The organism is Janthinobacterium sp. GW822-FHT07H11 (assembly GCF_058798615.1).
Window position 1 is genome coordinate 3,876,065 of record NZ_CM179507.1, and the last position, 15,196, is coordinate 3,891,260.

Here is a 15,196-nt window from a genome sequence, read left to right on the forward strand (position 1 = left end):
GCTGGCCCGATGTTGTTTACTGCACGGCGACGGTGATCGGCGTCAAACCGTCTATGCGGGCGTCCATGGTTTGTCCGCTGGTGACGGCGCCCACGCCTTCGGGCGTGCCCGTCATGATGATGTCGCCCGGCTGCAGCTCGAACAGCGTCGACAGATTGGCGATGACTTCATTGACGGACCAGATCAAATGCGTCAAATCGCTCGTCTGCACGACCTTGCCGTCCACTTCCAGCACGATGGCGCCCGTGGTGATCTCGCCGCTGTCGGCAATCGGCGTGAGCGCGCCGATGGGGGCCGAATAGTCGAAAGCCTTGCCGATTTCCCAGGGCCGGCCCTGTTCGCGCATGCGCATCTGCAGGTCGCGCCGCGTCATGTCCAGGCCCACGCCGTAGCCGAAGATATGCGCGGCCGCGTCTTCCAGGGCGATATTGCTGCCGCCCTTGCCGATGGCGACCACCAGCTCGATTTCATGGTGGTAGTTCGACGTCTGCGCCGGATACGGCACCGTGGCCGTCACGCCGGGCGGCACGGGGACGACGGACTTGTCGTCATTCGGCTTGCAAAAGAAGAAAGGCGGCTCGCGGTCGGGATCAAAACCCATTTCGCGCGCATGGGCGGCGTAGTTGCGGCCCACGCAATAGATGCGGCGCACGGGAAACTGGCTGTCGCTGCCGACGATGGGCAGGCCGGCGATGGCTTGGGGGGTAAAAATGAAGTTGGTCATGGTGACATCCTGTGAAAAAAATCAATCGGTCAAAAACTGCTCGCGCAGCACGCCCATCGCTTGCTGCACGGGGCGGTCGGAAAAACTGAACAGCACGACGTCGTCGTGCAGGCAGTCGAAGCAGACAACGGCCCACGAAGGCACGACAAAGGTGTCGCGCGGGGCGAAGTCGAATACCTGCTCGCCTATCGTCACCGTGCCGTGACCCTCGACGACGCTGTAGACGGTGCCGTCGGTGCTGCGCGCGCGCTTGCCCTTGAAACCTTTGGGCAGCAGTTGCATGAAGGTGGCCATGGTCGGCATGGGCGAGCCGCCCGTCAGCGGGTTCACGTATTTGAGCTTGTAGCCGTGCCAGTCGTCGATGGCGTCCGTGCGCGACAGCAGGTCCAGCGCTTCGCGCGAGCGGGCATACGGGTAATTGAAGATGGGCGAGGTGGCGCCCGCGTGCAGCGACTTGACGGGCGCCATGTTGTAGCCGTAGCGGGCGAAGCTCTGGCCTTCCGGACGGCTGACCGTCTGGCTGTCCTGCGTGTCGTTTTCCGCGAAACCGGAGTCGAAATAGCGCAGCATGGGAATATCGAGGCCGTCGAGCCACACCACCGGCTCACTCACGCCATCGATGCCCACATTGCCATGGTCATGCCAGGTCCACGAGGGCGTGATGATGAAGTCGCCCGGGTGCATGGTGGTGCGCTCGCCCGCCACCGTCGTGTAGGCGCCCTGCCCGCTCACGACAAAGCGCAGCGCCGACTGGCTGTGGCGATGCGACGGCGCCACTTCGCCGGGTAGAATCAGCTGCAGGCCCGCGTACAGCGACTGCGTGATCGACGAGCGCCCCGGCAAGGCCGGGTTTTCCAGCACCAGGACGCGGCGCACGGCTTCGTGGGCCGTAATGACTTCGCCGGCGCGCGCCAGCTGGGGCGCGATATCGGCATAGCGCCACAGGGCCGCCGCATACGGCGCCGTCGGATACGGCGGCACCAGCGTGTGCAAGGATTGCCACAGCGGCGACAGATGCATGCCGCTCAGGGCTGCATATAAAGCCTCGCGTTCGGGCGTTTGATGGGAAGTCATGCTGCATCCTTCTCGGTGGTGGCCAGGCAGGTTTGCGCCGTCCAGCCATACAGCCAGGCCAGCGCCTCATGGAATTGCGCGGGCGTGCGCCCGCGCCATAAATCGTTGCGCACCAGGCGTTCGACGCCCTTGGCGTGGTACAGCCGGCCCATTTCGCGCGCCGACAGCACGACCCTGGCCGTGCGGGCGATGCGCGAGGTTTGATACAGCTGGAAGGCGGCTGCCATGTCGAAGTCGCTGGCGCGCACGGCTTCGCCCAGGGTCACGGCGTCTTCCAGCGCCATGCAGGCGCCCTGCGCCAGGTATTGCAGCATCGGGTGGGCCGAATCGCCCAGCAGGGTCATGCGCTGCGTGCTCCAGTTGGCGACCGGGTCGCGGTCGGCCGTGCTCCAGCGTTTCCAACTGGTCGGCTTGTGCAGCAGCTGGCGCGGCTGCGCGTGCACGCCGTCGAAGTAGGACAGCACTTCTTCCTTGCTGCCGTCCGTGACGCTCCACGCTTCCTGCTCGCGGCTGTGGAAGGTCACCACCAGGTTGTATTGCTCGCCATTGCGCAGCGGGTAGTGCACGAGGTGGCAGTTCGGCCCGGCCCAGACGACGGGTGCATTCCAGCGCAAGTCGGCCGGCATGTCGGCGGCCGGCACGACGGCGCGGTACACCACGTGGCCGGACACGCGCACCTGGTCGCCCACGATGCGCTCGCGGATGACGGATTTCACGCCGTCGCAGCCGATCAGCGCATCGGCGCGGAAGCTGCGCCCCGCCGCGTCCGTGACGGTGACGCCCTTCTCGTCTTCCATGACGTGCGTCACGTGCGACGAGGTGACAAACGTGATCAGGGGCGAGCTGCGCACCGCGTCGAGGATGGCGCCGTGGATATCGGCCCGGTGGATCACGGCGTAGGGATTGCTGAAGCGCTGGCGGAAGGCCGCGTCGACGGCAAAGGTGCCCACTTCGGCGGCGTCGACGGCGTCCATCATCACCAGGCGTTCCGTGAACACGGCCTTGGCGCGCGTGCGCTCGCCCACGCCCAGCGCGTCGAGCGCGGCGAAGGCATTGGGCGCCAGCTGGATGCCGGCGCCGATCTCGCCCAGGGTCGATGCCTGTTCCAGCACGGTGACGGCCATGCCGAGACGCGACAGCGACAGGGCGGCGGCCATGCCGCCGATGCCGCCACCGACGATCAGCACGGACGGCTTGTGGTTAGTTTCCATTTCTCTCCTCCAATTGATCTGTGTGCTTGCGCGCAGCACGTTTGCTGTGCTCTTGGTATGGCAAGCAGTGTGCCGACAGGTCAATATTTGGTAAAGCGATGGAATACAATAGCCACAATCACGTTTTTAAATAATGGTGGAATCCCCTATGTCGCGCTTCGATATCGAATTGCTGTTCATCTTTGACGAGATCTATAAAAGCCGCAACGTGACGCGCGCGGCGGAAAACCTGGGCTTGCCACAATCGACGGTGAGCATCGGCCTGGGCAAGCTGCGCACGCATTTCGGCGACCGCCTGTTCGCGCGCACCTCGAAAGGCATGGAGCCGACGCCGCGCGCGCAAAACGCCGTGCAGGACGTGCGCGCCGCGATCGCCGCCTGGCAGCACGCGCTGGCCGACCAGCCCGTGTTCGACCCGGCCGCCAGCACGCGCGAGTTCGCCATCTGCATGACGGACATCAGCGAAATCGTGCTGCTGCCCACCCTGCTCAACCACCTGCAACGGACCGGCCCCGGCATCACCCTGGACGTGTCGAAGATCGCCACCGACACGCCCGGACGGCTCGAGGGCGGCGAAGTGGACCTGGCCGTGGGCTTCATGCCGCACCTGGAATCGGGGTTTTACCAGCAAAAACTGTTCGACCAGCATTTTGTCTGCCTGGTGGCCAGCGGCCACCCGCGCATCCGCGACACGATTACCGTCGAAGAGTTCCTGGCGGAGGGCCATATCGAAGTGAAAAGCTCGGGCACGGGCCACTCCATCGTGGAAAAGGTACTGGCGGCGGCCGGCGCGCAGCGGCGCATCGTGCTGAAACTGCCCAGCTTCCTCGGCGTGTCGCGCATCGTCGCCGAAACCGAGTACATCGTCACGGTACCGTACCGCTACGCGCTGCAGATGCAGGACCACGAAGCGTTCCGCATCCTGCCCCTGCCCGTGGCGCTGCCCAGCTTTTCAGTCAAGCAGCACTGGCACGAGCGCTACCACGAGGATGCGTCGAACCGCTGGCTGCGCCAGACCATGGCGCAACTGTTCGGCGCGGGCGATGCCACAACATTGCCTATTGAGTAATTTTTCTCCATACTGGCAAGCCTTGTCCTTGCATTCCATGGATTGAACATGCTCATCAGCCTGCGCCCCGTCACCGTCGACAATTTTGACCTCATCAGCGAACTGCCTTTGCTGCCCCAGCAGCGCGACTACCTGGCCAGCAACGACTATTCCATCGCGCAAGCGAGTTTCCATCCCACCCTCCTGCATACGCGCGCCGTGTATGGCGACGAGGAAGTGATCGGTTTCCTGATGTTCGTCTCGCCCGACGCCGACGACCCGCCCGGCTACTACCAGATCTGGCGCTTCATGATCGACCACCGGCGCCAGGGGCAAGGCCATGGCCGCGCCGCCCTGACCCTGGCCATGGCCATGGCGGAAATCCGCGCCCGCCCGGACGCGCGCAGCATTGAAATCTGCTACAAGCCCGGCAATGCCAACGCGAAACAGTTCTATGCCAGCATGGGTTTCGTGGAAAAAGGCTTGGATGCCGATGGCAATGACATGCTGGCCGTGATCGAACTAAGCTAAGTAATCCTCAGGAAATTATTGTGAATTTATGACGAACAGAACCGGATGCTATGCAAGGCGCCCACTGCGACGCAGTGCGAGCACTGCTAGCAGCGGGCAACGCCGCAGAGCGCCGGTTATGGAAGTCAGAAATCACAATAATTTATTGGGGGTTACTTAGCTGCCTGGCGTCGCGCCCGCATCGGCCCTGGCATCGAAGGCCAGCCGCGCCGCATCGATGGCGTCGCGGTGGCCATAGGCCCAGGCGCCCAGCGCGCTGATGGGGATCAACAGCGAACGCCCCAGGTCCGTCAAGGCGTAATCGACGCGCGGCGGCACGGTGGGAAACACGGTGCGCGTGACGAGTCCGTCGCGCTCCAGACCCCGCAAGGTCAGGGTCAGCATGCGCTGCGAGATGCCGCCGATCAGGCGGCGCATCTCGTTGAAGCGCTTGGTGCCATTGCCCAGCAACATCACCACCATGACGCTCCATTTGTCGCCCACGCGGGTCAGGATGTCCGTGATCGGGCGGCACGAGTCCGCCACGCCCGCATGGCCGCCGTGGTCGCGCATGCGCCGTTCCAGCTCGGCCCCGCGCGCGGCCACCTCGCCCATAGTCACATCCGTGTGCCCCGGTGTGGAAAAAGTGCCTTCTTGTGCGCTCATTGGATAGTCACTATATTTAACTCGGTTACAAAAACATACCATCCGATCATACCACCCAAGAAGGCAAGCATGAACATCCTGCATATCGATTCGAGCATCCTCGGCGAGCATTCCGTCAGCCGCCAGCTGACCGCCGCCATCGCCGCCCGCCTGCAAGCGGGCGCGCCCGGCGCCACCGTCCACTACCGCGACCTGGCCGCCCACCCCTTGCCGCAATTTACGGCCGCCCCCGGCGAGGCCGAGGGCGCCGCGCTGTCCGCCGCGCTGGAGCACGTGCTGGCCGCCGACATCATCGTCATCGGCGCGCCCATGTACAACTTCGCCATCCCCAGCCAGCTCAAATCCTGGCTCGACGCGCTGGCCGTGCCCGGCAAGACCTTCCAGTACGGCGCCAACGGCCCGGAAGGCTTGCTCGGCGCCAAGCGCGTGATCATCGCCTCGACGCGCGGCGGCTACTATGGCGCCGACACGCCGATGGCCACCCTGGAACACCAGGAAAGCCATCTGCGCAGCTTCTTCGGCTTCCTCGGCGTCACGCAACTCGAGATCGTGCGCGCCGAAGGCGTCAAGGTCAGCGACGACGCCAGGGCGCAGGCCATGACGGCGGCCTTCGAACAGATCGAGGCGCTGTGGGCGGCGTAGGTTCAGCTTGATTATCTGGCTGCGGCGGAAACTGTTTCGGCGCAGCCAGGCTGGGCAAGGCGGACAGGAAAGGGCAAACTACGCCAAGCTGCATCCGCCCCCCACTTTACAAGGACCACCATGCCCCTGATTATCGTCGCCACCATCGATGCCCAAGCCCAACATATCGAGGCCGTGCGCGCCGCGCTGGAAGCCGTCGTGCCGCCCAGCCGCGCCGAAAGCGCCTGCCTGCGCTACGAATTACACGTCGACAACAAGATTCCCACCCGCTTCATCATGCTGGAAGAATGGACGGACAAGGCAGGCCACACGGCGCATGAAGCGACACCCCACTTCAAGACCCTGGTCGCCGCCGTGGGCGACAAGGTAACAAAGATCGACATCGCGGAACTGAGCAAGCTCAAGTAATAGCCGGCGCACCGCGCAAGCGCGCGGCCATCTTGGCAAGTTGCCATCTATAATATGGCAACTTTTCTTTATGGCCATCATGACGACATTTTCCTCCATACGCGGCGCCGCAGCGGCGGCCGCCTTGACCCTGTGCACCGCCACCTTCGCGCAAGCGCCCATGCCCAATCTCGTGGGCGAATACAATCTGCTCTCGTCGAAGACCGTTCCGGCCAGCAACTGGGGCTATTCCAAGGCCCGTGTTTCAATCAAGCAACTTGACGACCATCACCTGCTGATCCTGCTCGCCTGCGAATGGAAGCGCGAACCGAAGGCCGTCTGCGGCGATTATTTCTATGCCCAGTGGCGCGACGACGGCCTGTACCTGCAGGACATGAACACGTTTGCCATGCGCCTGTACTTCGATCCCGCCACGCGCAAGCTCACCATCATTTCGCGCGGCGCCGACGCCAAGCAAAGCGTGCGCCACGAAGTGTTCGGCACGACGACGGAGCCGCTGGTCGATACCGCCCTCGTGCGGCGCATGAAGCGCGAGCAATCGAATGCCGACAGCAAGGAAAACCGGCGCGTGTTCGGGCCCTACACCAAGTGGCAGTATCAGGAAAACCGCATCGAATTCCAGCGCCAGGACTTGACGGCACCGTGATGGCGCGCCTGATCCAGCCCATGCGGCGCCAGCTGCTGCGCCTGGCCGGCGCCCTGCTGTGCTCGCCCGTGCTTGCGCGCGCGGCCGACAACGACCTGCCGCGCGCCGCGCGCCAGCGCATCCTGGCCACCCTCGACGCACCGCCACCCAAGGTACTCAATGTGCAGCACCTGGCGTTGATACGGCGTTTCAATATCGGCTGGTCGCCCGTGGAAAGCGGCGCGCCCATGCTCAATCCGGCCTACCCGCTGGGCAAGGGAGATACCCTGGCACTGGCCATGCAGGCCATCGCCAGCAAGGATGCGGCGCTGGCCGCGCAACGGCTGATGGAAGCGGCGCTGCTGCTGCCGCATTTCGTGCAGATGGCCGACCTGAAACCGGGCAACTATGCCGACGGCAAGACGCCGTTTACGTTGACTGCCCGGCATCTGACGCTGCTGCGGCAACAGTCGTGGATGACGCTGGACATGCTGGGCATGGCTGCGGAAGACTACCTGGCCGAAGGGTACTGGCCCACGCCTTCCGTCGACGGCAAGCGCCCGTATGGCGACTTCACGAATTACCCGGTGGAAATGGCACAGGCGCTGGGCCTGCCCGTGCGCCAGCAAGCGGACGGCAGCCTGGCCATCACGCCCGCGCTGAGAACGGAAATGAAAGCGCTGCACCAGCAGACCATGGCGGCGCTGCAAGTGTTCGTGCGGGAAGCGGGCTTGCGGCGCAATACGGTGTAAAGGCCGGCCGGGCAACTATGCCTGGGCTGCCGCAGGCCGTATCAGTACCTCGGCCGGAATGCCCAGTTCCTCATGCAGGCGGCGGATCATCGGCAAGGTCAGCTGGCGCGTACCATTGAGAATTTCGTAAACGCGGTTCAAGCACCCTATCATCGGCTCAAGATCCTTCGGCGACAGCGACTTCTGCTCCATGCTGAATTTGATGGCGTCGACTGGGTCAGGAAATTCCATGACAAGGTGGCGCGTCTCATAGGCATCCACGAGCGTGGCGAGCACATCCAGACGGTCACCTTCGGGGGTGCCAAGCCGGGCCGACATCAAGGACTCGACTTCCAGCAACGCGGCGCGGTAATCATCTTCCGTGCGGATAGGTTTGATGTGCATCATCTTGCCTTAAACAGGCTGTGCGTTGATGGCGTCATATTGCCGGTGCGTGCCGACAAATTTGATGTACAAGATGCCATATGAATAGTTGATCGATGCGACGAGCCGGTATTTATTACCGCCAATATTGCCCCCCCCTCTTTCAATATGCCTGCCGTGGCAAAGTCCGACTTCAGCGCTGCGGGACCGGACCACGGTGCCCTGAGCACATGACCATACCACGACAACAGCGGTGCCTTCGAATCCGCGCAGGTGGCCTGCGCATAGAAAGCAATCAGCGTTGGCTTGGCCAGGATGCGCATGACTTGATGTTAGTCCCATTCCGGGACTAGCGTCAATCCTGCTGCTATCCGGCCGGCGCAGTGGCATTTATCCTTGCGGCACAGGAATTGGTGCCGGAGCGGGCTGCGGATTCGGCGCGGGAGCAGGTTCCGGCACGGCCTTGCCATGCGTGTCCTGCCCGCCCTCTTCGGCCGGCACGGCCAGCGGCGCTGGCGGCGCGCCTTCCTGCAGCAAGTCGCCCGGCTCTTCCACCGGCTCGTCCTGCGGCGCCTCGACGGGCTCCACATGGCGCAGCGGCGGTGGCGGTTTGCCGCCGGGGAAGATCGCGTCGCGCGACAGCTTGCCCGTGTCCAGCGCCGTCTTGAAGAAGTCGCCCACCACCAGCACGGCGTTGTGGCCGCCCTGGCCCCAGTAATTACTGCGCATGGTGACGCGCGCGTCGTTGAAGCCCACCCAGGCGCCGCCGACCAGTTCCGGATGCATCAAAATGAACCAGCCGTCCGCATTGTTTTGCGTGGTGCCGCTCTTGCCGGCCACGTCGGAGCGGATGCCGAAGCGGCTGCGGATGGCCGTGCCCGTGCCCCGGTCGATGACGCCGCGCATCATGTCCGTCAGGGTGGCCGCCGATTCGGCTTGCATGGCGCGCTTGGGCTTGTCTTCGCCGAAGCGGGCGATGAGCTTGCCTTCGCGGTCCGTGATGTGCGTGACGACGAAGGGCAAGCGGGCCTCGCCCTGGGCCGCGATGCTGGCGTAGGCGTTGACCATTTCCAGCAAGGTGACGGGACTCGTGCCCAGCGCCAGGGACGGCACTTTTTCCAGCTTGCTGTCGCGGATGCCGAGCGCGCGCGCCAGCTTGATGATCGGCGGCAAACCGACGTCCTGCATCACTTGCGCCGTGATCGTGTTTTTCGAGTAGACAAGGCCGTCGCGCATGGTCATGTCGCGGCCCGTGGTGCCGCTCATGTCGGTCGGGCGCCATTTGGTGCCGTCGGCCGCCTTGATATCCATCACGGCGTCGCGGTAGACGTGGTCGGGGCTGAGGCCCTTTTCCAGCGCCGCGCCATACACGATGGGCTTGAAGGTGGAACCGGGCTGGCGCGCCGCCTGCGACACGTGGTCGAATTGCTCGCGCGCAAAGTCGCGGCTGCCCACCCAGGCGCGCACGGCGCCCGTGGCAGGGTCCATGGCCGCAAAGCCCGCTTCCAGCCGCGTCTTCGACTTGCGCAGGGCCGCCATGAAGGCGCGGTCGCCCTTCAGCTGCGCCAGCGCCGCGTCCGGCGTGCCGCCGGCCGCCACCAGCTTGCGGTAGTCGCCCGACTCGCGCACGAAGGCGTCGAGCAGGGCCGGATGCGATTTCCAGAAGTAGTCGAAGGCCACGCTGCCGCCCTGCATGCCCGCATACATGCCCGTCGAGGTGGACGACGGCACGCCGGCGCGGCTCCATTCCACGTCGGCGATCGCCTGCAAGGCATTCGCCTGGCGCTCGACGGCGCGCTCGGCCGCCTGCTGCAGGTCGTGATCGAGCGTGGTGTGCACCACCAGGCCGTCCAGTTCCAGGTTGTAGTCGTTTTCGTCGGCCCAGTCGATCAGCCACTTGCGCACGTAGGCCGTGAAATGGCTGTCCGACTGCGCCCGCTCGCTCTGGCGCTCGAAATGCAGGCGCAGCGGACGCTTGATCAACTGCTTGTAGCGCGCCTCGTCGATGACCTCATGCTTGCGCATCTGGCCCAGCACCACATTGCGCCGCTGCAAGGAGCGCTCGGGATTGCCGACGGGATTGTAGTAATTCGTGCCCTTGAGCATGCCGACCAGGGTGGCGCTTTCCAGGATGTCGAGGCGCGCGGCGGGCTTGTCGAAGTAGGTGCGGGCCGCCATCTCGATGCCGTAGGTGTTGTACAGGAAGGGCACGGTGTTCAGGTAGGCTTCCAGGATTTCCGTCTTGCTGTAGGTCGCCTCGATCTTCAGGGCCGTGATCAGTTCCTTGAGCTTGCGGTTCAGGTTGCGCGAGCGGCCGATTTCCTCGGGGAACATATTGCGCGCCAGCTGCTGCGTGATGGTGGAGCCGCCCTGGGGGTTGCCCCCGGCGGTATGCAGGATGGCCCCGGCCGTGCGGGTGAAATCGATGCCGTGGTGCTGGTAGAAACGGTGGTCTTCCGTCGAGATCAAGGCGCTGACCACGTTCGGCGAAATCTGTTGTAACGTGACCCGTTCCTGCAAACCCTGGTCGAAGCGGGCCAGTTCCTTGCCGTCGGCGCTGACCATGGTGCTGGGCGCGGCCGCGCGCGCCTGGCGCAAGTCGTGGATGCTCGGCGTCAGGGGGATCAGCAGCAGCATGTAGGCGGCTATCAGCGCCAGCAGGGCCAGAAACGACCACAGGCCCAGCACCAGCGCGCGCCGCACGGGCGGCAAGGTCATCAGATGCGCATGGCCGCGCCGGTACAGCGCCGCCGTTCTTGCCCATGCCAGCCCCGCCACGCGCCATGCTTGCGTGCGCGCCACTGCCAGCGCCTGTCGTGCCTTTTCCTGAAACTGCTCCATGCCTGATGCCATGCCTGTAACCTTGTCTGATGCCGGATGATCCGTTTCAGCAAGTATATAGGGCGGACTATGTGGCTGGCTGGAAATAAGTAAGCGGAAGTAAGGAAGACGCCAAGATGCTTGCCAATCGTGAAGGGCATGCGCTACGCTGTGTCGTATCGTCACTCCCTCCACTACCGGACGCCGCCATGCCCGCCCTGTCAGCACGCCAGCAACTGCACGCCATTCTCCTTGCCGCCAGCGGCTTTGCCATCCTGGCCCTCGGTATCCGGCTGGGCTACCAACTGGTGTCGCGCATGTATTTGTAAAATATCAAGCTGGCAATCCTGATCAGGCGCGGCAGGCATCGAGGCGCACCAGGGTCACGCCCACATACTCGCCCACGCAGCGCGCATCCCGCGTGTAGAAGGCGTCTTCCACCAGCAGCACGCCGCAGTCGCAGACGACGGGATCGACCTGCGTCACGACGCCCAGCGCCAGGTAGCGCCAGCCATCGAGCCGGCGCAAGCCCCTTTCCCGTCCCGGATTGGCGCCGAAGATGGCGTCCCAGTCATCGCTCTCGCTGGCCACCGGCCACAGTTCGGCCTGGAACTGCGTGCCGGCGGCCATCTCGGCGCCGCCGAACTCGTCCATCACATGCAGGCGCTGGCCGCCCACCTCGATGACGGCTTCCAGGTAATCGCCGTCGGTGGCGATAAAGGTCGCCCCTAGCTGGCGCGGACTCACTTCTGCGCCTGCTCCAGCAGTGCCGGCAATTCCTTCAGCATGGCCTCGCGCGTGCGCAGGCCCGCCGATTGCGCCCCCTTTTTCTCGTCCTGCACCAGGCGGGCGAAGACGATGGTGCGCTCCCCCTTGCTGGCCCAGCCCACGAACCAGCCATAACCGTGGTCCTCATCGAAGCTGCCATCGGCCTTGCGGGGATAGGCGGCGCCCGTCTTGCCATGCACTTGCCAGCCGCCCGCGTCTTCCAGGCGCGTCAGGCGGCGCGTCTGCTCCATCGCCTGCTTGCTGACGGGCAATTGATCGTTGACCAGCTTGCGCAAGAAGCCCACTTGTTCCAGCGGGGAAATCTTCAGCGAGGAGCTGATCCAGGAACGCTCCAGGCTATTGTTCTTGCCAGGATCGCCCGACACATCCGCGTTGCCATAGCGCAAACCCTTGGCATATTTCTGAAAGCGCTCGGCGCCCAGCGCCTGCGTGATCTGCTGCGAATACCAGACGACGGAGTACTGCATCCAGCGTGACGGATCCGTCTCTTGGCGCCACGCGTCGCCGCCCCAGTCCACATAACCGTGGCGGTACGGCAGGCTGGGCTTGTGCGCGTCCTTGAGGAAACCGGCGTCATAGCCCATCAGGCTGAGGGCGATCTTGAAGGTCGAGGCGGGCGTCACGCGGTCGATGCAGTTTCCTTCCTGCAGCAGGACGGTGCCGCTCCTGGCGTCGGCCATGGCGGTGCAGATGGTGGCGGCCTGGGCCGGAACAGCGCCCAGGAAGGCGGACAAGGACGCCAGGGAAATCAGTCGCAGAGGTGGCATAGGCATGGGTTCTCATCTATAAAGTCGGTCGCCAGGCCGGCGGGCGGCATACGCTGCCGCGCCCGGCACGCCTGGGTGCCAGATTGGAATCGCAAGAATTATAAGCGCTGGCGGCAGCGAAGAAACACCCGTGCGCAAGATATGGCGGGCGAGCGTCAATTCGACGCATAAAATGAAATTAATACTTTGCAGGAACTTACTTTATTGATAACATTGAAGCATGAAAATCGCCCTTTATACCCTGCTACTGTCGCTGGCCAATGCCACGGCAGGCGCCGCCGGCTACACCGTGCCGCCCGACTCGGTCGCGCAACGCGATCACGCGCGCTCGCCCCACCAGATGCGGGAAAAAGGCTTGCGCCACCTCAACATCAGCCTCATTGGCCTCTCGCAGGAAAGCATGGAGCTGGTGCTGATCGGCACCATCGACGCGGGCATGGCGCAGGTCGTCAAGGAGCATACCGAGCGCTATCCCATACGCGCCGTCGTCGTCGATTCCTATGGCGGCAATATCGACAGTGCCATGGATATCGCCGCCATCCTGCGCGCGAAAAAGCTGGACCTGATCGTCGATGGGCGCTGCCTGTCCGCCTGCGCCAACTACCTTTTTCCCGCCGCCGCGCGCAAGACCGTGCTGCCCGGCTCCGTCGTTGGCATCCACAACGTCCGCGTCACCCATCTGGACAAGGGCGCCGTCACGCTGGTGCCGGCCACCGATGCGGCCCGGCTGTTACACAGCAAGGGCGACATGGGTAGCCTCGCGCAATTCCAGCGCATGCAGCGCCGCGAACAGGCGTTTTACCGCGACATGGGGATCAAACAGGACAACTACCAGGCTTACCTGCGCTACCTGGCCAACCGCAAGACCAATTTCGGCACAGAAACGATTTCGAGCAAGGAGGCCACGCACGATGGCTGCCCGCCCGTCGAGATGTGGGCGCTGGACCGTGCGCAATTGGAAGCGATGGGCGTGCAAGGCATCGGCGAATTCTGGTTTCCCGCGACCGACGGGGAAAAGCAAGAACTTGCGCTGGACCTGGGCTTTTCACAAACCTTTTTGTACTTCGGCAGCGCCAGCGGCATGGCGCAGCTGTGCAGCACGCCACCAAGTCATTTTGCAAGGCTGGAACGGGGCGTCAAGGAAGCCTTCGCTGGCTTGCTGCGGCGCAGCCAGACGCATAAGTCCCCATCGCCCCATTCATCAGATTAGCGGCGGCTTGCCACTGGCAGCGGCACGATGTCTTCCTTCAACCGCTCCTGTTCCAGCTCATCCATCCCCAACTTTTCCGCATCGATCAGCGCATGTTCGCGCCGCTCACGCTCCAGTTCCAGTGCCAGATCCTGCTCCAGGGTGCCTTCGTCGGCATCGCGCTCGTTCTTCTTCGGCATGCTGCTCTCCTCAGGGTATCTGACAACAAGCACCGGCAAAGGTGCCCGCCTGCGCCACGGCGTCGTGCGGATGCAGGCTTTCCATATGCCTTACAGTAACACTTGCCTGCGCATAATGTGGTGCCAGCGCCGCCTGCACGCGGCGCGCCGCATCTTCCACGTACATCAGATTAGCACCATTGAGGCGCGCGAACGCCTGTTCATCGGCCCGTTTCACGGCCGTCTGCAGGGGCGTCGCCAGCGCCGCTTCCACCCGCTCGATCAGGGGAAACAAGTCCAGCTCCGCCTGCTGCGTCAATGGCACGCTGACCGCCGCCGTGCTGCGCTGGCTGTGCGGCGTGGCCAGGCTCGCGTGTTCCAGCAGCCAGTCGCGCGCGGCGGCGCCATCGATGCCGCCAGCGCCGAACTGCGCCGCGAAGGCCTCGGCCAGCAATTGCCGCGCCAGCGCCGCCGAGCATGGACAAGTCGATGAATAGCCGACTTCCACGGTCAGGGACAAGCTAAAGCCTTGCGGCGAGAGCGTGGCCCGCAGGCGCACGGGATACGATTGCCAGCCCGCCAGCCCCGCCGTCAGCAGCGCCGGCTGGCGCCGCAGCAGGGGAAACGCCAGCGCGATGCGCGCCTGCGTGCTGCCGCAATCGGCGTGGCTGGCCACCATGCGCCGCAGCACGGCGGCCAGCGCGCCCGCATCGAGCGGCTGCGCGGCCGCGAACGCGTCGAGCAGCAGATACAGACGCGACATGTGAATGCCCTTGACTGTCGGATCGGGCAAATCGACTTGCACGTCGGCCCAGGCATGCACTTGCTGCGCCTGCCCGCCCTCTTCCAGCCACAGCGGCAAGGCGATGCCCTGCATGCCTACCCACTCGAGCGGCAAGGGGCTGCCCGTATGGGCACCGGCCGCCACGTCGGGCAGGGGCGTGGAAACGGAATCGCGCTTCATGGTCATGGCTCCATATGCAAACAAGTTGCATATGATGGAGAAAAGCAGCCGTATTTGCAAGTAAATTGCATTAAAAAGGCGCAGCGATTCCGCTTGACTCGCTAACACATGTCAGATAATGTTGACACATGACAGATACAAACACTTCCCTCGCCGGCGAGCGCTTGCTGGCCATGCTGGCGGCGCTCGACAATCCCCACCGGCTGCGCATCATCGCGGCGCTGGCCAGCGGCGGGCGCAACTACATCAGCCAGCTGGCGCGCGACCTGGGCATCAGCCGGCCCCTGTTGCATCTGCACCTGCAAAAGCTGGAACACGCGGGACTCGTCACCAGCCAGCTGGAACTGTCGCACGACGGCAAGGCCCTCAATTACTTCGAGGCCAGCCCTTTTGAATTGCTGCTGACGCCGGCCAGCATCGCCGCGGCGGCGTCCTCGCTCGCCCCCAACCCGGATCAATCCTGAA

19 protein-coding genes are annotated in these 15,196 nt (G+C 64.2%); 8 read left to right on the forward strand and 11 right to left on the reverse strand.

Translation table 11 applies throughout. The features are described from left to right. Nucleotides 1–16 precede the first annotated feature (16 nt). Genes AC3RCJ_RS17095 through AC3RCJ_RS17105 form a run of 3 tightly spaced genes read right to left on the reverse strand, consistent with a single transcriptional unit; the run spans nt 17 to nt 3,009 of the window. Complete coding sequence (locus tag AC3RCJ_RS17095) at nt 17–724, reverse strand: fumarylacetoacetate hydrolase family protein (RefSeq protein ID WP_492958562.1); 708 nt, start codon at nt 722–724, stop codon at nt 17–19. A 21-nt stretch (nt 725–745) separates the two neighbouring features. Then, nucleotides 746–1,798 carry a gentisate 1,2-dioxygenase gene (gene gtdA, locus AC3RCJ_RS17100; RefSeq protein ID WP_492958560.1) on the reverse strand — a complete coding sequence of 351 codons (1,053 nt, stop codon included), beginning with the start codon at nt 1,796–1,798 and terminating at the stop codon, nt 746–748. After that, nucleotides 1,795–3,009, reverse strand: coding sequence for a 3-hydroxybenzoate 6-monooxygenase (locus AC3RCJ_RS17105; protein WP_492958558.1), 1,215 nt, complete (start codon nt 3,007–3,009; stop codon nt 1,795–1,797). Before AC3RCJ_RS17105 ends, gtdA begins: the two co-directional genes overlap by 4 nt. Before the next feature lie 148 nt (nt 3,010–3,157). Between AC3RCJ_RS17105 and AC3RCJ_RS17110 the strand changes: the two genes are divergently transcribed. Both AC3RCJ_RS17110 and AC3RCJ_RS17115 read left to right on the forward strand, forming a co-directional pair. Continuing rightward, nucleotides 3,158–4,078 (forward strand): LysR family transcriptional regulator, encoded by a 921-nt coding sequence (locus AC3RCJ_RS17110; protein ID WP_492958556.1) that lies wholly within the window; start codon nt 3,158–3,160, stop codon nt 4,076–4,078. 48 nt (nt 4,079–4,126) lie between these two features. Continuing rightward, nucleotides 4,127–4,588 (forward strand): GNAT family N-acetyltransferase, encoded by a 462-nt coding sequence (locus AC3RCJ_RS17115; RefSeq protein ID WP_492958554.1) that lies wholly within the window; start codon nt 4,127–4,129, stop codon nt 4,586–4,588. A 156-nt stretch (nt 4,589–4,744) separates the two neighbouring features. On the opposite strand, the gene AC3RCJ_RS17120 is transcribed toward AC3RCJ_RS17115, so the two are convergent. Continuing rightward, nucleotides 4,745–5,140 carry a winged helix-turn-helix transcriptional regulator gene (locus AC3RCJ_RS17120; protein WP_070291514.1) on the reverse strand — a complete coding sequence of 132 codons (396 nt, stop codon included), beginning with the start codon at nt 5,138–5,140 and terminating at the stop codon, nt 4,745–4,747. A 162-nt stretch (nt 5,141–5,302) separates the two neighbouring features. Here AC3RCJ_RS17120 and AC3RCJ_RS17125 point away from each other — a divergent pair, with 162 nt between their 5' ends. From AC3RCJ_RS17125 to AC3RCJ_RS17140, 4 genes are all read left to right on the forward strand, one after another. Continuing rightward, a complete protein-coding gene (locus AC3RCJ_RS17125; protein WP_492958552.1) occupies nt 5,303–5,875 on the forward strand; it encodes an FMN-dependent NADH-azoreductase in 573 nt (190 codons plus the stop codon). Nucleotides 5,876–5,995: 120 nt separating this feature from the next. Continuing rightward, the gene (locus AC3RCJ_RS17130; protein WP_492958550.1) at nt 5,996–6,283 is read left to right on the forward strand and encodes a putative quinol monooxygenase; all 288 of its coding nucleotides are present in this window, start codon (nt 5,996–5,998) and stop codon (nt 6,281–6,283) included. 79 nt (nt 6,284–6,362) lie between these two features. Then, nucleotides 6,363–6,929: a hypothetical protein gene (locus tag AC3RCJ_RS17135; protein WP_492958548.1), complete on the forward strand. Its 567-nt coding sequence runs from the start codon at nt 6,363–6,365 to the stop codon at nt 6,927–6,929. After that, entirely contained in the window at nt 6,929–7,660 is a 732-nt protein-coding gene (locus AC3RCJ_RS17140; protein ID WP_492958546.1) for a hypothetical protein, read from the forward strand. The genes AC3RCJ_RS17135 and AC3RCJ_RS17140 overlap by 1 nt, the downstream gene beginning before the upstream one ends. Nucleotides 7,661–7,675: 15 nt before the next feature. On the opposite strand, the gene AC3RCJ_RS17145 is transcribed toward AC3RCJ_RS17140, so the two are convergent. The 5 genes from AC3RCJ_RS17145 to blaOXA all read right to left on the reverse strand — a co-directional run bounded on the left by AC3RCJ_RS17145 (nt 7,676) and on the right by blaOXA (nt 12,399). Beyond that, nucleotides 7,676–8,044, reverse strand: a complete 369-nt coding sequence (locus AC3RCJ_RS17145; protein ID WP_492958600.1) for a helix-turn-helix domain-containing protein — start codon at nt 8,042–8,044, stop codon at nt 7,676–7,678. Between the two features lie 9 nt (nt 8,045–8,053). Next, nucleotides 8,054–8,413, reverse strand: coding sequence for a type II toxin-antitoxin system HigB family toxin (locus AC3RCJ_RS17150; protein WP_492964658.1), 360 nt, complete (start codon nt 8,411–8,413; stop codon nt 8,054–8,056). Beyond that, complete coding sequence (locus AC3RCJ_RS17155) at nt 8,414–10,876, reverse strand: penicillin-binding protein 1A (protein ID WP_492958544.1); 2,463 nt, start codon at nt 10,874–10,876, stop codon at nt 8,414–8,416. Nucleotides 10,877–11,194: 318 nt separating this feature from the next. Next, nucleotides 11,195–11,590 (reverse strand): hypothetical protein, encoded by a 396-nt coding sequence (locus AC3RCJ_RS17160; RefSeq protein WP_492958542.1) that lies wholly within the window; start codon nt 11,588–11,590, stop codon nt 11,195–11,197. Further along, nucleotides 11,587–12,399 carry a class D beta-lactamase gene (gene blaOXA, locus AC3RCJ_RS17165; RefSeq protein WP_492958596.1) on the reverse strand — a complete coding sequence of 271 codons (813 nt, stop codon included), beginning with the start codon at nt 12,397–12,399 and terminating at the stop codon, nt 11,587–11,589. Before blaOXA ends, AC3RCJ_RS17160 begins: the two co-directional genes overlap by 4 nt. A gap of 220 nt (nt 12,400–12,619) precedes the next feature. Here blaOXA and AC3RCJ_RS17170 point away from each other — a divergent pair, with 220 nt between their 5' ends. Beyond that, nucleotides 12,620–13,609, forward strand: a complete 990-nt coding sequence (locus AC3RCJ_RS17170) for a hypothetical protein (RefSeq protein WP_492958540.1) — start codon at nt 12,620–12,622, stop codon at nt 13,607–13,609. Here AC3RCJ_RS17170 and AC3RCJ_RS17175 read toward each other — a convergent pair. Together AC3RCJ_RS17175 and folE2 are read right to left on the reverse strand one after the other, a co-directional pair. Beyond that, nucleotides 13,606–13,788 (reverse strand): hypothetical protein, encoded by a 183-nt coding sequence (locus AC3RCJ_RS17175; protein WP_492958538.1) that lies wholly within the window; start codon nt 13,786–13,788, stop codon nt 13,606–13,608. The two genes, AC3RCJ_RS17170 and AC3RCJ_RS17175, sit on opposite strands and share 4 nt — an antisense overlap. A 10-nt stretch (nt 13,789–13,798) precedes the next feature. Continuing rightward, on the reverse strand, nt 13,799–14,737 hold the full coding sequence (gene folE2 / locus AC3RCJ_RS17180; RefSeq protein WP_492958536.1) for a GTP cyclohydrolase FolE2: 939 nt from the start codon (nt 14,735–14,737) through the stop codon (nt 13,799–13,801). A 122-nt stretch (nt 14,738–14,859) separates the two neighbouring features. Between folE2 and AC3RCJ_RS17185 the strand changes: the two genes are divergently transcribed. Further along, nucleotides 14,860–15,195 (forward strand): ArsR/SmtB family transcription factor, encoded by a 336-nt coding sequence (locus tag AC3RCJ_RS17185; protein ID WP_492958534.1) that lies wholly within the window; start codon nt 14,860–14,862, stop codon nt 15,193–15,195. Nucleotide 15,196: the final 1 nt, after the last annotated feature.

Coding starts and splice junctions, on each gene's coding strand:
- AC3RCJ_RS17095 (WP_492958562.1), bottom strand. CDS start 724: ATGACCAACTTCATTTTTACCCCCCAAGCCATCGCCGGCCTGCCCATC.
- gtdA (WP_492958560.1), bottom strand. CDS start 1,798: ATGACTTCCCATCAAACGCCCGAACGCGAGGCTTTATATGCAGCCCTG.
- AC3RCJ_RS17105 (WP_492958558.1), bottom strand. CDS start 3,009: ATGGAAACTAACCACAAGCCGTCCGTGCTGATCGTCGGTGGCGGCATC.
- AC3RCJ_RS17110 (WP_492958556.1), top strand. CDS start 3,158: ATGTCGCGCTTCGATATCGAATTGCTGTTCATCTTTGACGAGATCTAT.
- AC3RCJ_RS17115 (WP_492958554.1), top strand. CDS start 4,127: ATGCTCATCAGCCTGCGCCCCGTCACCGTCGACAATTTTGACCTCATC.
- AC3RCJ_RS17120 (WP_070291514.1), bottom strand. CDS start 5,140: ATGCGCGACCACGGCGGCCATGCGGGCGTGGCGGACTCGTGCCGCCCG.
- AC3RCJ_RS17125 (WP_492958552.1), top strand. CDS start 5,303: ATGAACATCCTGCATATCGATTCGAGCATCCTCGGCGAGCATTCCGTC.
- AC3RCJ_RS17130 (WP_492958550.1), top strand. CDS start 5,996: ATGCCCCTGATTATCGTCGCCACCATCGATGCCCAAGCCCAACATATC.
- AC3RCJ_RS17135 (WP_492958548.1), top strand. CDS start 6,363: ATGACGACATTTTCCTCCATACGCGGCGCCGCAGCGGCGGCCGCCTTG.
- AC3RCJ_RS17140 (WP_492958546.1), top strand. CDS start 6,929: ATGGCGCGCCTGATCCAGCCCATGCGGCGCCAGCTGCTGCGCCTGGCC.
- AC3RCJ_RS17145 (WP_492958600.1), bottom strand. CDS start 8,044: ATGCACATCAAACCTATCCGCACGGAAGATGATTACCGCGCCGCGTTG.
- AC3RCJ_RS17150 (WP_492964658.1), bottom strand. CDS start 8,413: ATGCCACTGCGCCGGCCGGATAGCAGCAGGATTGACGCTAGTCCCGGA.
- AC3RCJ_RS17155 (WP_492958544.1), bottom strand. CDS start 10,876: ATGGCATCAGGCATGGAGCAGTTTCAGGAAAAGGCACGACAGGCGCTG.
- blaOXA (WP_492958596.1), bottom strand. CDS start 12,399: ATGCCACCTCTGCGACTGATTTCCCTGGCGTCCTTGTCCGCCTTCCTG.
- AC3RCJ_RS17170 (WP_492958540.1), top strand. CDS start 12,620: ATGAAAATCGCCCTTTATACCCTGCTACTGTCGCTGGCCAATGCCACG.
- AC3RCJ_RS17175 (WP_492958538.1), bottom strand. CDS start 13,788: ATGCCGAAGAAGAACGAGCGCGATGCCGACGAAGGCACCCTGGAGCAG.
- folE2 (WP_492958536.1), bottom strand. CDS start 14,737: ATGACCATGAAGCGCGATTCCGTTTCCACGCCCCTGCCCGACGTGGCG.
- AC3RCJ_RS17185 (WP_492958534.1), top strand. CDS start 14,860: ATGACAGATACAAACACTTCCCTCGCCGGCGAGCGCTTGCTGGCCATG.